At 71.5% G+C, this 13909-nt stretch carries 13 protein-coding genes; 11 read left to right on the top strand and 2 right to left on the bottom strand.

The window, feature by feature from the left end; all coding sequences use genetic code 11:
• Window positions 1–41: 41 nt before the first annotated feature.
• From AB0L65_RS01580 to AB0L65_RS01565, 4 genes are read left to right on the top strand one after another with little or no spacing between them, the layout of a single operon-like run.
• Entirely contained in the window at window positions 42–542 is a 501-nt protein-coding gene (locus AB0L65_RS01580; protein ID WP_364239377.1) for a shikimate kinase, read from the top strand.
• Window positions 539–1609: a 3-dehydroquinate synthase gene (gene aroB / locus AB0L65_RS01575; RefSeq protein ID WP_364239375.1), complete on the top strand. Its 1071-nt coding sequence runs from the start codon at window positions 539–541 to the stop codon at window positions 1607–1609. Before AB0L65_RS01580 ends, aroB begins: the two co-directional genes overlap by 4 nt.
• Window positions 1606–2040 carry a type II 3-dehydroquinate dehydratase gene (gene aroQ / locus AB0L65_RS01570; protein ID WP_185077687.1) on the top strand — a complete coding sequence of 145 codons (435 nt, stop codon included), beginning with the start codon at window positions 1606–1608 and terminating at the stop codon, window positions 2038–2040. The genes aroB and aroQ overlap by 4 nt, the downstream gene beginning before the upstream one ends.
• Entirely contained in the window at window positions 2037–2789 is a 753-nt protein-coding gene (locus AB0L65_RS01565) for an SGNH/GDSL hydrolase family protein (RefSeq protein ID WP_364239373.1), read from the top strand. Before aroQ ends, AB0L65_RS01565 begins: the two co-directional genes overlap by 4 nt.
• Window positions 2790–2991: 202 nt before the next feature.
• Here AB0L65_RS01565 and AB0L65_RS01560 read toward each other — a convergent pair whose 3' ends face one another.
• Window positions 2992–4992, bottom strand: a complete 2001-nt coding sequence (locus AB0L65_RS01560) for an ATP-dependent DNA helicase (protein ID WP_364239371.1) — start codon at window positions 4990–4992, stop codon at window positions 2992–2994.
• 230 nt (window positions 4993–5222) lie between these two features.
• Here AB0L65_RS01560 and AB0L65_RS01555 point away from each other — a divergent pair, with 230 nt between their 5' ends.
• Window positions 5223–6518 (top strand): hypothetical protein, encoded by a 1296-nt coding sequence (locus AB0L65_RS01555; RefSeq protein WP_364239370.1) that lies wholly within the window; start codon window positions 5223–5225, stop codon window positions 6516–6518.
• A gap of 34 nt (window positions 6519–6552) precedes the next feature.
• Window positions 6553–8127 carry a Na+/H+ antiporter gene (locus tag AB0L65_RS01550; protein ID WP_364239368.1) on the top strand — a complete coding sequence of 525 codons (1575 nt, stop codon included), beginning with the start codon at window positions 6553–6555 and terminating at the stop codon, window positions 8125–8127.
• 19 nt (window positions 8128–8146) lie between these two features.
• On the opposite strand, the gene AB0L65_RS01545 is transcribed toward AB0L65_RS01550, so the two are convergent.
• Complete coding sequence (locus AB0L65_RS01545; RefSeq protein ID WP_185077683.1) at window positions 8147–8404, bottom strand: UBP-type zinc finger domain-containing protein; 258 nt, start codon at window positions 8402–8404, stop codon at window positions 8147–8149.
• 125 nt (window positions 8405–8529) lie between these two features.
• Here AB0L65_RS01545 and AB0L65_RS01540 point away from each other — a divergent pair, with 125 nt between their 5' ends.
• From AB0L65_RS01540 to AB0L65_RS01520, 5 genes are all read left to right on the top strand, one after another.
• Window positions 8530–9291 (top strand): ABC transporter ATP-binding protein, encoded by a 762-nt coding sequence (locus AB0L65_RS01540; protein ID WP_355194710.1) that lies wholly within the window; start codon window positions 8530–8532, stop codon window positions 9289–9291.
• Entirely contained in the window at window positions 9279–10043 is a 765-nt protein-coding gene (locus AB0L65_RS01535; protein WP_364239366.1) for an ABC transporter ATP-binding protein, read from the top strand. The genes AB0L65_RS01540 and AB0L65_RS01535 overlap by 13 nt, the downstream gene beginning before the upstream one ends.
• Window positions 10040–11860 (top strand): AMP-binding protein, encoded by a 1821-nt coding sequence (locus tag AB0L65_RS01530; protein WP_364239364.1) that lies wholly within the window; start codon window positions 10040–10042, stop codon window positions 11858–11860. The genes AB0L65_RS01535 and AB0L65_RS01530 overlap by 4 nt, the downstream gene beginning before the upstream one ends.
• On the top strand, window positions 11857–12744 hold the full coding sequence (locus AB0L65_RS01525; RefSeq protein ID WP_364239362.1) for a branched-chain amino acid ABC transporter permease: 888 nt from the start codon (window positions 11857–11859) through the stop codon (window positions 12742–12744). Before AB0L65_RS01530 ends, AB0L65_RS01525 begins: the two co-directional genes overlap by 4 nt.
• A 62-nt stretch (window positions 12745–12806) precedes the next feature.
• Entirely contained in the window at window positions 12807–13907 is a 1101-nt protein-coding gene (locus tag AB0L65_RS01520) for a branched-chain amino acid ABC transporter permease (RefSeq protein WP_364239361.1), read from the top strand.
• The last annotated feature ends 2 nt before the right edge of the window (window positions 13908–13909 follow it).

The raw sequence follows: 13909 nt of genomic DNA, 5'->3' as shown, positions 1-13909 counted from the left end.
ACCGACGAGCAGGGAGCGAATGAGGAGTGGTGAGCGACCAAATGAGCAGGGTTGTATTGATCGGTCCCCCCGGGTCCGGTAAGACGACGCTCGGGCAGTTGCTCGCCGAGCGGCTCGGCGTCGGGTTCCGCGACACCGACGCCGACGTGGAGGCCGTCGCCGGCAAGCCCGTCTCCGACATCTTCGTCGAGGACGGCGAGGCCCGCTTCCGCGAGCTGGAGCACGAGGCCGTGCGCCGCGCTCTGGCCGAGCACGACGGGATCCTGTCGCTCGGCGGCGGCGCCGTGCTCAACGAGGAGACGCAGGCGCTGCTGGCGGGCCACCACGTCGTCTACCTGCAGGTGGGGCTGGCGGACGCGGTCCAGCGGGTGGGGCTCGCCTCGGCCCGGCCGCTGCTCGTGCTCAACCCGCGCAGCCAGCTGAAGAAGCTGATGGAGGAGCGGCGGCCGGTCTACGAGCGGCTGGCGGTGGCGACCGTGGTCACGGACAAGCGGGAGCCGGAGGAGCTCGCCGACGAGATCATCGAGGGGCTGCCCGCATGAGTGCCACGAGGATCCACGTACGCGGTGACAGCCCGTACGACGTGGTGGTCGGCACCGGGGTGCTGGCCGAGCTGACCACGCTGCTCAAGCCCGGCGTGCGCACGGTCGCCGTCATCCACCCGGAGACCCTGCCGGAGATCTCCGGCCCGGTCGGCGAGGTGCTGCGCGAGGCCGGCTACGAGGTCGTCGAGCTGCCCGTGCCCGACGGCGAGGCGGCCAAGACCGTCGAGGTGGCCGCCGGGCTCTGGTCGGCGCTCGGCCGCAGCGGCGTGACCCGCTCCGACGCCGTGGTGGGCGTGGGCGGGGGCGCGACGACCGACCTGGCGGGGTTCGTGGCGGGCACGTGGTTGCGCGGCGTACAGGTCGTGCTCGTGCCCACGACGCTGCTCGCCATGGTCGACGCGGCCGTCGGCGGCAAGAACGGCATCGACACGCCCGAGGGCAAGAACCTCGTGGGCACGTTCCTGCCGCCCGCCGGGGTGCTGTGCGAGCTGTCCACGCTGGCGAGCATGCCGAGGCGCGACTACGTGGCCGGCCTGGCCGAGATCATCAAGGGCGGCTTCATCGCCGACCCGGAGATCCTCAGGCTGGTCGAGGCCGACCCGGAGGCCGCCACGAGGCCCGACGGCCCCCACACCCGCGAGCTGATCGAGCGCAAGATCCAGGTCAAGGCCGACGTCGTGGGCGCCGACCTGCGCGAGGCGGGCCTGCGCGAGATCCTCAACTACGGCCACACCCTCGCCCACGCCATCGAACGCGAAGAGCGCTACGCCATCCGCCACGGCGAGGCCGTCGCCATCGGCATGGTCTACGCCGCCGAGCTGTCGAAGCTCGCCGGCCGCGCCGACCTGGTCGAACGCACCAGATCCATCCTCACGAGCGTCGGCCTGCCCACCGCCTACCGCGCCGACGCCTGGAAGTCCCTGCGCGACCACATGCGGCTGGACAAGAAGAACCGCGGCGCCAAGCAGCGGTTCGTCGTGCTCGACGGCCTGGCCGAGCCGGGCCGGCTCGAAGGCCCCTCGGAAGAGCTGCTCGAAGCCGCCTACAAGGAGATCTCCGCATGATCCTCGTGCTCAACGGGCCCAACCTGGGCAGGCTCGGCACCCGCGAGCCCGACATCTACGGCGCCGAGACGTTCGAGGACCTCGCCACGCTCTGCCGCGACACCGGCAGGAAGCTCGGCGAGCACGTCGAGGTGCGCCAGACCAACGACGAGGCCGAGCTGATCGGCTGGATCCACGAGGCCGCCGACGGCCGCATCCCGGTCGTGCTCAACCCGGCCGCCTTCACCCACTACTCCTACGCCCTGCGCGACGCGATCGCCATGCGTACGGCACCGCTCGTCGAGGTTCACATCTCCAACCCGGCCGCCAGGGAAGAGTTTCGCCACAACTCCGTCGTGGCCGGGGTGGCGACGGGCACCATCGCGGGCTTCGGACTACAGTCATACGTCCTTGCGCTGCACGCTATCGCGGAGATGAACACCACCTCATGAGGCACTACAAGTCCTTCGTCGCCCTCGGCGACAGCTTCACAGAAGGACTGAACGACCCCGGTCATAACGGTCACTACCGTGGCTGGGCCGACCGGGTGGCCGAACGGCTCGCCGCCGACGCACCCGGCTTCCGCTACGCCAACCTGGCCGTGCGCGGGAAGCTGCTCGACCAGATCGTCGCCGAGCAGGTGCCGGTGGCCGTCGAGATGGCCCCCGACCTGGTCAGCCTCTGCGCCGGGGGCAACGACCTGCTCAGACCGGGCACCGACCCCGACGTGATGGCCAAGAAGCTCGCCCGCGCCGTGCGCGACCTGCGGGCCGGGGGCTCGGACGTGCTGCTGTTCACGGGGGTGGACCCGCGCGACACGCCGCTGATGCGGCGGCTGCGCGGCCGCTTCGCGGTCTTCTACCTGCACGTGCGCTCCATCGCCGACCTCTACGGGTGCCGGCTGGTGGATCAGTGGTCGATGCAGGGGCTGCGCGACTGGCGGGCGTGGAGCGCGGACCGGCTGCACATGAACGAGGACGGGCACCGGCTGGTGGCGGCGCGGGTGCTGGACGTGCTGGGGGTGCCGTTCGAGGACTGGCGCAAGGACTGGCCGTCCCGCACGGTCGATCCCCGGGCGCGGCGGCGCGAGGACGCCCAATGGATCCGCGAGCACCTCGTCCCCTGGATGTCCCGCCGCCTGCGCGGCGTCTCCTCCGGCGACGGGCTCTCCCCGAAGCGTCCTGACCTGACCCCCTTTTAAGTCTTTTACGGCTGCGCACGGGCAGGCCACCCGCCGTACTTCGGCTGGTGGCCTTCCAGGGAACGGCCGCTGACCCTTCACCGGCTGAGCGCCGTTACGGTGCGCATGCTTGACCGGCTGGGTGCCGAAAAGCCGGACCGGCTCCGGGCTTCCCCCCTTCCCACCGCACGGCTGCTCGCCGCACCGGCGCCGGCGCCCGCGGTCAGGCGGGGGATTCGGACGCGAGGCGCTTCAGGGCCGCCCTGGGGATGGCCGGGTCGGTGGTGCGCCAGAACGGGGGTAGGGAACCCAGGAGGAAGCCGCTGTAGCGGGCCGTGGCGAGCCGCGGGTCCAGGACGGCGATGACGCCCTTGTCGTCCTGGGCGCGCAGGAGACGGCCGGCGCCCTGGGCGAGGAGGAGGGCGGCGTGGTTGGCCGCGACCGCCATGAAGCCGTTGCCGCCCCTGGCCGCCACGTGGCGCTGCCGGGCCGACGTCAGCGGGTCGTCCGGGCGCGGGAACGGCACCCGGTCGATGATGACCAGCCGCAGCGAGGGCCCCGGCACGTCCACGCCCTGCCACAGCGACAGCGTGCCGAACAGGCACGTGGGCTCGTCCTCGGCGAACTGCTTGACCAGCAGCATCGTCGAGTCGTCCCCCTGGCACAGCAGCGGCACGTCCAGCCGCTCGCGCAGCGCCTCCGTGGCGGCCTTGGCGGCGCGCATCGAGGAGAACAGGCCCAGCGTGCGCCCCCCGGCCGCCTCGATCAGCTCGACGATCTCGTCCAGGTACTGCTGCGGCAGCCCGTCGCGGCCGGGCTGGGGGAGGTGCTTGGCGACGTACAGGATGCCCGCGCGGGGGTGGTCGAACGGCGAGCCGACGTCGATGCCCTGCCAGCCCTTGCCGTCGCCGAGCCCCCACTGCGCGGCCAGCGCGTCGAACGTGCCGCCCAGGGCCAGGGTGGCGGAGGTGAGGATCACCGTGCGCTCGCCGAACAGCTTGTCGCGCAGCATGCCGCTCACCGTCAGCGGCGCGACCCGCAGCGTGGGCGGGCGCCGGTCGGTGCCCCCGTCGAGCCAGACCACCTCGGCGCGGTCGGACTCCGAGGCGTGGCCGTACGCCTCCAGCATGCGCACCGCCGTGTCGTGCACCTCGTCCAGCACCGAGAACGCGGCCTTGCGCTGCCCCGCCTTGTCGGGGTCGTCCTTGTCGGCGCCGCGCGGCCCCATGGCCGTGACGCATCGCGCGGCCGAGTCGCGCACCAGCGCCAGCGTCAGGCCGAGCACCTGCGGCAGCTCGTCGATGCGCCCGGGCGGCGCGGCGACCAGCAGCGCCTTGAGGTCCTCGCCCGCCTCCATGAGCTGATCGGCGATCGCCTGCTCGATCAGCCTGCCCACCCGGCGCACCGCCAGCGCCACGGTCAGCTCCGACAGCTCGCCGGTCACCACCGAGGTCACCCGGTCGACCAGCTCGTGGGCCTCGTCCACGACCACGACCTCGTGCTCGGGCAGCACCGGCAAGTCGCCCATGGCGTCGATGGCCAGCAGCGCGTGGTTGGTCACCACGACGTCCACCTCGCCCGCCCGCGCCCTGGCCATCTCGGCGAAGCACTCGGCCCCGCTCGGGCAGCGGCCGGCCCCGAGGCACTCCTGGGCGCTCACGGAGAACTGCCGCCACGCCTGCTCGCTCACCCCGGGCACGAGCTCGTCGCGGTCGCCGGTCTCGGTCTCGTCGGCCCACTCCTGGATGCGCTGCACCATGCGGCCGGTCGCGCTCACCTCGCGGGGGTCGAAGAGCTGGTCCTGCTCGTCCTCCTCGGGCCAGCCCGCCGTCGCCTTGTAACGGCACAGATAGTTGCGGCGGCCCTTCAGGATCGCGAACGTCGGCTCGTGCGGCAGCTCCTTGCCCAGCGTCTCGGCCAGCCGGGGCAGGTCGCGGTCGACGAGCTGGCGCTGCAGCGCGATCGTGGCCGTGGAGACCACGACGGGCGAGTCGCTGTCCATCGCGTGGCGGATCGACGGCACCAGGTACGCCAGCGACTTCCCGGTGCCCGTGCCGGCCTGGACCGCCAGGTGTTCCTCACCGTCGATGGCCTGTTGCACGGCCTGGACCATGGTCAGCTGGCCCTGCCGTTCGCTCCCTCCGAGAGCGTTTACCGCAACCATGAGTAGTTCGTCCGCAGACGGGAGATGGGAGTCCGGCACGGCAGTAAACGCTACCCGCATTCCAGGGTCGCCGTGCCGAACGCGGTGTGATCGGCCAGATGCATCCCGGCGTTCCCGGACTCTCGCGTCGGCACCCGTGGCACACTGGGCGGTCGGGACTCCGACGGGTCAGAGAAGACCTTCACGCAGAGTGATCAAAGGGGTTCCCGGTGTAGATGGGAAGGCCGGTTCAAGAGGGTTTTCCGGGGTTGAGTGGACGGGAAAAGGCTGGTTAAAGCAGTATGTCTGCCATGTCGGAAGTTGTCCCGTTGCCGTCGTTCGGCGAAGTGTTCTTCGATGCGCGAGGTCAGGAGCGGTGTCTCCGCGTCACGTGGCATGAGGGCACGCTGGTCCTGAGCCTCTGGCGCGGCGAGATGTGCACCGCGAGCTTCCGCATGCCGATGGAGGACGTCGGGCGCCTGCTCGACACTCTCGACGAGGGTTTCGCCGAGGCCACGGGCGAGCAGCCCGCCGTGCCCGCGCACGACCCGGGCACCGAGGTCATGCCCGGCACCGGCCAGTACCAGCGGCCGACCCCGCCCGTCCAGCAGCCGCCGCAGCACCAGCCCGAGGAACGGCCCACGGCCGCCCTGTCGCCCAACGACGTCCTCGTGGCCAGGGGCGCCCCTCCGGCCCGTCAGGACAAGCTGGTCGCCTCGTACGGCGAGACCACGGCCCCCAGGGAGACCATGCCCCCGGCGTACGGCGAGGCGCCCAGGGACGCCTACGGCGAGGCTCCGAGGGACGCCTACGGCGAGCGGGCCCCCTTCACCGGCCCCCAGTACGTGGAGACGACGGCCCCGCAGCAGCGCTACACCGGCGACCCGCTCAGCGGCCCGCAGTACACCGGCGACCCCTTCAGCGGGCCCCAGTACACCGGCGATCCCCTCAGTGGCCCGCAGTACGGCGGCGACCCGCTCAGCGGTCCGCAGTACACCGGTGACGCCTACAGCGGCCCGCAGTACGCCGCCGAGCCGCAGCAGTACGGCGGCCCCGCCGCCCAGGCCGACCCCTTCATGGGTCCCCAGTACATCGACAACGAGCCCGTCTACCAGATGCCCGGCGACCAGCGCCGCCCGGCGCCGCTGAGCACCGACCCGCTCGGCTTCCCCTCCCAGGCGGCCGCGCCCCACCAGCCGGCCCCTCCTCAGCCGCCGCAGCACCGGCCCGACCTTTATCAGAACGACCCGTACCAGAACGACCCCTACCCGGCCGATCCCTACGCCTACCAGCAGCAGCAACCGCCGCCACCACCGCAGCAGCAGGCTCCGGCCGCCGCGGGCCTGGGGACCCCCATGCACGGCATCCCGGGCGCGGGCCGGCGCCGTCCCGCCCCGCAGCCCGTCCGCGACGACTACGCCGCCTACCAGCAGAGTCCCGCGCCGAATCCGGTGGACCCGCTGATGTCCATGGGCCGCCAGGAGCACCAGCAGCCCGACGCGCTGTCCCGCCCGTACGTCGTGGACCCCATGTTCTCCACGGGCGAGCGCCTGCGGCCCGGCGAGCAGCCGGACTACCACGAGCGGAGCGACCGCAGGGAGTGGTGACACGCCGGGTCCGGGGGCCAGGTACGCTCCTCCCGTGAACCCGACCATGGGCCTGCAGTTGCTGCTGCTGGCGGGCGGCGCCATCGGCGTCGCGGCCGTCGCCCGGCGCAAGGGCTGGCCCGCTCCCCTCCTGCTGGTGGCCGCCGGCCTGCTGGTGTCGCCGCTGGTGCCGGCGGTGCCGCTGCAGCCCGAGCTCGTGCTGTACGTGTTCCTGCCGCCGCTGCTCTACTCCGCCGCGTTCGACAGCTCCTACCTGCGCCTGCGTGACGTCAGGCGGGCCGTGGCCCTGCTGTCGATCGGGCTCGTGCTGTTCACCACCGCCGCCGTCGGGCTGGTCGTCCACCTGCTGCTGCCGCAGCTTCCGCTCGCGCTGGCGTTCGCGCTGGGCGCGATCATCGCGCCGCCCGACGCCGTGGCCGCCGTCGCGGTCGGCCGACGGCTGGGCCTGCCGCGCAGGGCGCTGACGATCCTGGTCGGCGAGAGCCTGTTCAACGACGCCACGGCGCTGACGCTCTACCGGGTCGCCGTCGGGGCCGCGCTGGGCGGCACTCTGGACATGTGGCACGGCCTCGGCGACTTCGCGCTCGCCGCGGCGGGCGGCGTGGCGATCGGGCTGGTGGTGGCGTTCGTGATGGCCTGGCTGTTCAGGCACACGCGCGACTCCCTGGTCGAGAACACGCTGATGCTGCTGATCCCGTTCGCCACCTACCTCGCGGCGGAGAGCGTGCATGCCTCGGGCGTGATCGCGGTCGTGATCGTCGGCCTCTATCTGGGCAACCGCATGCACCTGCAGGGCTTCGGCACCCGGCTGGTGTCCGACGCCGTGTGGAAGGTCACCGACTTCTTCCTGGAAGCGGTCGTGTTCGCCCTGATCGGGCTGCAGCTCACGACCGTCATCCAGGGCATCTCCGGCTACGACCCGTGGGCGGTCGCGGGCTACGCCGCCGCCGTGCTGGCGGTGACGATCGTCAGCCGGTTCGTGTGGCTGTTCGTGGTGACGCGCCTGATGAAGCTCCTGCGCAGGAGCAACGTGCCCACCGGCCCGCAGACGGTGATCCTCGGCTGGGCCGGCATGCGCGGCGTGGTGTCGCTGGCGGCGGCCTTCGCCATCCCGCCGGACATCCCCGCGCGGGACCGCGCGATGCTGCTGTTCCTGACGTTCACGACCGTGATCGGCACGCTGCTGATCCAGGGCACCACGTTCCCCGCGCTGATCAGGCGGCTGCGCGTGTCGAGCGAGCAGGAGCAGTACGAAGACCGCCTGGCCGAGGCGGCGGCCCAGCAGGCCGCGCTGGAGGCGGGTCTGGAGGAGCTCACGCGGCTCATCGCCGAGCAGGGCGAGCCCGACGAGATCCAGAAGCAGGTCATCGACCAGCTCAGGGAGAAGTCCTGGCGCCGCTCGCTGAGCGCCTGGGAACGGCTGGGCGGCGGCACGGGGCAGGGGGGCGCGGAGACCCCCAGTGCCCTTTACCGCCGCCTGCGCCGTGACATGCTCCAGGCCGAGCGGCAGGTCTTCGTCCGGCTGCGCGACGAACGCCGCCTCGACGACGAGGTGATGCGCGACGTGATGGCGCAGCTCGACTTCGAGGAGGCGATCCTGGAGCGCTAGCCGGGAAGAGCCGCGCCGCTCAGCCCATCGCGCTGTCGACGAAGCACCAGCGCCAGTCTTCGCCGCGTTCGTAGGACTGGATCACCGGGTGGCCCGTCTCGTGGTAGTGCTGGGTGGCGTGCTTGGCCGGTGAGGAGTCGCAGCACCCGATGTGGCCGCACTCGAGGCAGCGCCGCAGGTGCACCCAGCGGCCCCCGACGGCCAGGCACTCCTCGCAGCCCTCCGGCGTCTTCGCGGCCGGATCGTCCGCCTGGGAAAGATGCTCGCAAATTGCCATAGGAGAAATCCTAGGACCAGCAGCACGATCAAATTTCGCCCGCCCCTCTTGTCGGCCGCCGGGCAAGCGTGGACATTGTGCTCATCAGGGAGTGACATACGCCACACCATCCCGAGGAGTCGGGTGTGCTGGAGGTCCGCAACCTCGAAGTCGTCTACGACGACGTGATGCTCGTGCTGCGCGGCGTGAGCCTCAGCGTGCCGCCTGGGGCGATCGTGGCGCTGCTCGGCGCGAACGGCGCGGGCAAGACGACCTTGCTCCGTGCCGTGTCCGGGCTGCTCGACGTGCACGACGGCGAGATCACCAAGGGCAGCGTGACGCTGGAGGGCGAGCCCATCCACCACCTCAGACCCGCCCAGATCGTGCGGCGAGGGGTCAGCCAGGTGATGGAGGGCCGCCGCATCCTCGCCGAGCTGACCGTCGAGGAGAACCTCAAGGTCGGCGGCCACACGGCGGCCGAGTCCCACCTGGACCGCGTCTACGGCCTGTTCCCGCTGCTGCGGGAGCGGCGCAGGAGCGTGTCCGGCTACCTGTCGGGCGGCGAGCAGCAGATGCTGGCCGTCGGCCGCGCCCTCATGGCCGGGCCGAAGTACCTGCTGCTGGACGAGCCGAGCCTGGGCCTGGCGCCGTCGCTGGTCGCCCAGGTGCGTGACCTCATCGTCGAGATCAACCGGCAGGGCACCACGGTCCTGCTGGTCGAGCAGAACGCCACGATGGCCCTGTCCATCGCCTCCCACGGCTACGTCATGGAGACCGGCAAGGTCGTGATGGACAAGCCGTCCGGCGAACTGCTCGCCGACGAGGACATCAAGGAGTTCTACCTGGGGGCCGTCAGGTCCTTCCGCGAGGTCAAGCACTACAAGCGGAGGAAACGATGGCTCTCCTGACGTTCGAGGACGTGCACCTGAGCTTCGCCGGCGTCAAGGCCGTCGACGGCGTCTCGTTCGAGGTCCGGCAGGCCGAGCTGCTGGCGATCATCGGGCCGAACGGCGCGGGCAAGACCTCGATCTTCAACGTGCTCTCGGGGGTCTACCGGCCCCAGCGCGGCCGGGTCACGTTCCTGGGCGAGGACCTGCTGCCGAAACGGCCGCACGAGATCGCCGCCATGGGCCTGGCCAGGACGTTCCAGAACGTCGAGCTGTTCCACAACCTGACCGTCCTGGACAACCTCATGCTCGGCCGCCACCACCACTTCCGGTATGGAGCCCTGCCCGCGCTGCTCTGGTACGGGCGGGCCAGGCGCGCGGAGCTGGCCGCCCGCGCCCAGGTCGAGGACATCATCGACTTCCTCGAACTCGAGGCCTGGCGGCGCCATCCCGTGCGGCTGCTGCCGTACGGGATCCAGAAGCGGGTCGAGCTGGGCCGGGCACTGGCCATGGAGCCCCGGCTGCTCCTGCTGGACGAGCCGGTGGCCGGCATGAACCTGGAGGAGACCGAGGACATGGCCAGGTTCGTGCTGGACATCCGGGACGAGCTGGGCATCCCGGTCGTCCTCGTGGACCACGACATGGGGCTGGTGATGGACCTGGCCGACCGGGTGCTCGTGCTCGACTTCGGCCGCCCGGTCGCGCTCGGCGCCCCGGCCGAGGTCCAGCAGGACCCCAAAGTCATCGAGGCGTACCTGGGAGGAGCCGCATGAGCATCGTCACCAGGGTGCGGGACCGTGCCCGCAGCACCCCCGGCGCGGTCGCCATGCGGCACAAGGACCTGGGCATCTGGCGGGAGGTCACCTGGGCCGCGTACTGGACCCAGGTGGAGCTCGTCGCCCACGCCCTGCTCGCCCTCGGCGTCGAGCCCGGGGACCGCGTCGCCGTCCACTCCGAGAACCGCCCCGAATGGCTCTACGGCGATCTCGGCACGGTCGCCGTCAGGGGGATTACCGTCGGCCTCTACCCCACGAACCCGCCCGCCGAGGTCGCCTACCTCCTCGCGGACTCCGGCGCGAAGATCCTCATCGCCGAGGACCAGGAGCAGGTGGACAAGGCGCTCAAGGTCCTCGACGAGTGCCCCGAGCTGCGGCGCATCGTCTACCTGGAGCCGCGCGGCATCCGCGGCCGCTACGACGACGACGTCCTGATGTCCTGGCCCGAACTGCTCGCCCTCGGGGCCGAGCACCGCGCCGGGCACCCCGACGCCGTGGAGCGCCGCATGGCCGAGGCCGAGCCCGGCGACGTGATGACGCTCATCTACACCTCGGGCACCACGGGCCCGCCCAAGGGCGTCATGCTCACGATCGGGAACGTGGAGTTCGCCGTCAGCACGCTCGTCCTGGGCGGCGGCTTCACCTCCCCGCCGCCCTCCGAACGCGACCTGGCGCTGTCGTACCTGCCGCTGTGCCACGTGGCCGAGCGGGCGTTCACCGTGTGGTTCAACTCGGCCGCCGGCGTGCAGGTGAACTTCGCCGAGTCCATCGACACCGTGCAGGCCAACCTGCGGGAGGTGCAGCCGACGATCCTGTTCGGGGTGCCGCGGATCTGGGAGAAGGTCCTGGCCCAGGTCGACATCCGGCTGGAGTCGGCCTCGCCGGTCAAGCGGGCGGTGACCCGGTTCTGGCTGCGGGTGGCCGACCGGATCGGCGACGCGCTGGTGCGCACGGGCGGCCGGCACACGTTCGGGACGCGGCTGGCGTACGGGATGGGCTGGGTGTTCTGCTACCGCTCGCTGCGCGAGCGGCTCGGGATGCGGCGGGTCAGGTACGCGGCCTCGGGGGCCGCGCCGATCGCGCCCGGCGTGCTCAAGTTCTACATGGGGATCGGCATCCGCATGCACGAGGTGTACGGGATGAGCGAGAACACCGCCATCGCCACCGCCAACCGGCCCGGCAGGGTGCGCCTGGGCACGGTCGGCGAGCCGCACCCCGGCGTCGAGCTGAAGATCGACGAGGCCACCGGCGAGATCATGACCCGGCATCCGGGGAACTTCGCCGGCTACTGGCGCGACCCGCGGGCCACGGCCGACGTGCTGGACGAGGACGGCTGGCTGCACACAGGGGACGTGGGCGAGTTCGTCGAGGGCACGCACGTGCGGATCACCGACAGGATGAAGGACATCATCATCACGGGCGGCGGCAAGAACGTCGCGCCCAGCGAGATCGAGAACGCGCTGAAGGCGTCGCCGTACCTGAAGGAAGCCATCGTGATCGGGGACCGGCGGCCGTACCTGGTGGCGCTCATCGGGATCGAGCCGGACACGGTGGGGGAGTGGGCGCGGCGGCGCGGGCTGCCGTACACGACCTATCGGGATCTGTCGGAGAAGCCGGAGACGCGGGAGCTGGTCCGGGGGATCGTGGACGAGGTGAACACCCGTTTCGCCCGGGTCGAGCAGGTGCGGCGGTTCACGTTCCTGCCCAAGGAGCTCGACCACGAGGACGGCGAGCTGACCGCCACCCAGAAGGTCAAGCGCGCCGCCGTCGCCAAGCTCTTCGAGGACCTGGTGGAAGGGATGTACGCCCGGTGAAGGGGCTGCTCGAGACCGTGATCAGGGGCCTGGGGAACGGCTCGGTGTACGCGCTGCTCGCGCTCGGGTTCGTGATCATCTACAAGGCCACGCGGGTGATCAGCTTCGCGCAGCCCGCGCTGATGCTGGCCGGGGCCGTCGCGGTGAGCTACCTGGCCGAGGTGACCGGCTTCTACGCCGCCGTCCTGCTGTCGGCGCTGCTCATCGCCCTGGTGGCGCTCGGGATCGAGCGGGTCGCGATCAGGCCCATGGTGGGGCGGCCGGTGTTCGTCGTGGCGATCATCACGCTCGGCATCGACGTGGTGGTGCGGGTGGTGGTGAACGGCTTCATCGGCCGGGACGTGCGGCAGGTCGGGGACCCGTGGGGGTTCACGCAGGTGTCGCTAGGGTCGCTGGTCGTGCAGCGGCGCTGGCTGGCCATGCTCCTGGTCACGGCGGTGCTGGTGGCGCTGCTGTTCGCGTTCTTCCGTTACACGAGGTACGGGCTGGCGATGCGGGCGGCGGCGTTCGACCAGGAGACCGCCCTGGCGCAGGGGGTCTCGGTGGGGGCCGTGTTCGCGCTGTCGTGGGCGCTGGCCGGGTTCCTGGCGGCCGTGGCCGGGATGTTCGTCGGGACCGGGCAGGGGATCGAGCAGCTCACCTGGGTGGTCGCGTTGAAGGCGCTGCCGGCGATCATCGTGGGCGGGCTCGACTCGCTCGGCGGCGCGGTCGTGGGCGGGCTGGTGGTCGGGGTCGTGGAGTCGCTGTTCCAGTCGTACCAGGGGGAGTTCGCGCCCTGGCTGGGGCAGAATGTAGCGGTCGTCTCGCCGTACATCGTGATGTTGATCGTCCTGCTGGTCAGGCCGTACGGCCTGTTCGGGACCCGGGAGGTCGAGCGGGTATGACCGGGACGCGATCCGCGGCGCGCTCCGCCGTTCCTGACATACCGACCGGACGGTCTCGCCGGGTGCGCGGGCGGCCGCTGCTCTACACCTCCTACGCCCAGGACATGGCGCTGCTCGACACCCCGGCGAAGCGGGTGTGGACGGGGCTGCTGGTGCTGCTGGCGTTCGGGCTGGCGGTGCTGCTGCAGGACCGGTCGCTGGAGGTGCTGGCGGGCGCGTACGCGCTGGCCATCGGCGCCATCGGCCTCAACATCGTCACCGGCTACGCGGGGCAGGTCTCGCTCGGCCACGCGTTCTTCGTCGCCATCGGCGCCTACACCGCCGCCGCCGTGTCCGGCCCCGTGGACGGCGAGCGCATCGGCTTCGGCCTCGCGGAGATCTGGATCTGGCTGCCCGCGGCCGGACTCGTCGCCGCCGTGGCCGGGGTGCTGGTCGCGCCCCTGGCCACCCGCCTGCGCGGCCTCTACCTGGCCGTCGTCACGCTCGGGCTGGTGTTCCTCGGCGAGCACGTCTTCAAGGAGTGGCAGGACCTCACCGGCGGGCCGGGGGTCGGGCGCGAGGCGGCGGTCCCGCAGCTCTTCGGCGTGCGCCTCGACCAGGACGGGCCGCTCGGCACCAGGGAGCAGTCGCTGTACGTGCTCATGCTGGCGCTGCTCGTCGTCTTCGCCCTGGCGGCCCGCAACCTGGCCCGCTCGCGCGTCGGCCGCGCCTTCGCCGCCATCCGCGACCGGGACATCGCGGCCGAGGTCATCGGGGTGCCGCTCACCCGCTACAAGGTCCTGGCCTTCGGCATCTCGTCGTTCTACGCGGGCTGCGCCGGGGGCCTGCTCTACACGATCTCCGGGTACGTCGAGCCCGGGTCGTTCAGCCTGCTGCTGTCGGTGCAGTTCATCGCGATGGTGCTGATCGGCGGCGTGGCCACCGTGTCGGGGTCGATCGCGGGGGCGCTGTTCATCTCGCTGCTGCAGCCGCTGACCAGGGCGCTGCCGGCGCTGATGCCGTTCGTGAGCGCGGACACCACGCTGACGCCGAACGTGTTCCAGGTCGAGACCGTGCTGTACGGGCTGCTCATCGTGGTGTTCCTGATCTTCGAGCCACGGGGCCTGTTCGGCCTGTGGATTCGGGTCCGCAACTACTGGAAGTCCTGGCCTTTCTCCTACTAGAA

The sequence above is a fragment of the Nonomuraea sp. NPDC052116 genome (assembly GCF_040680035.1).
In the GTDB taxonomy this organism is placed as follows: domain Bacteria; phylum Actinomycetota; class Actinomycetes; order Streptosporangiales; family Streptosporangiaceae; genus Nonomuraea; species Nonomuraea angiospora_A.
The sequence above is the reverse complement of the archived record's forward strand: the minus strand, read 5'-3'. Positions and strand labels throughout refer to the sequence as shown.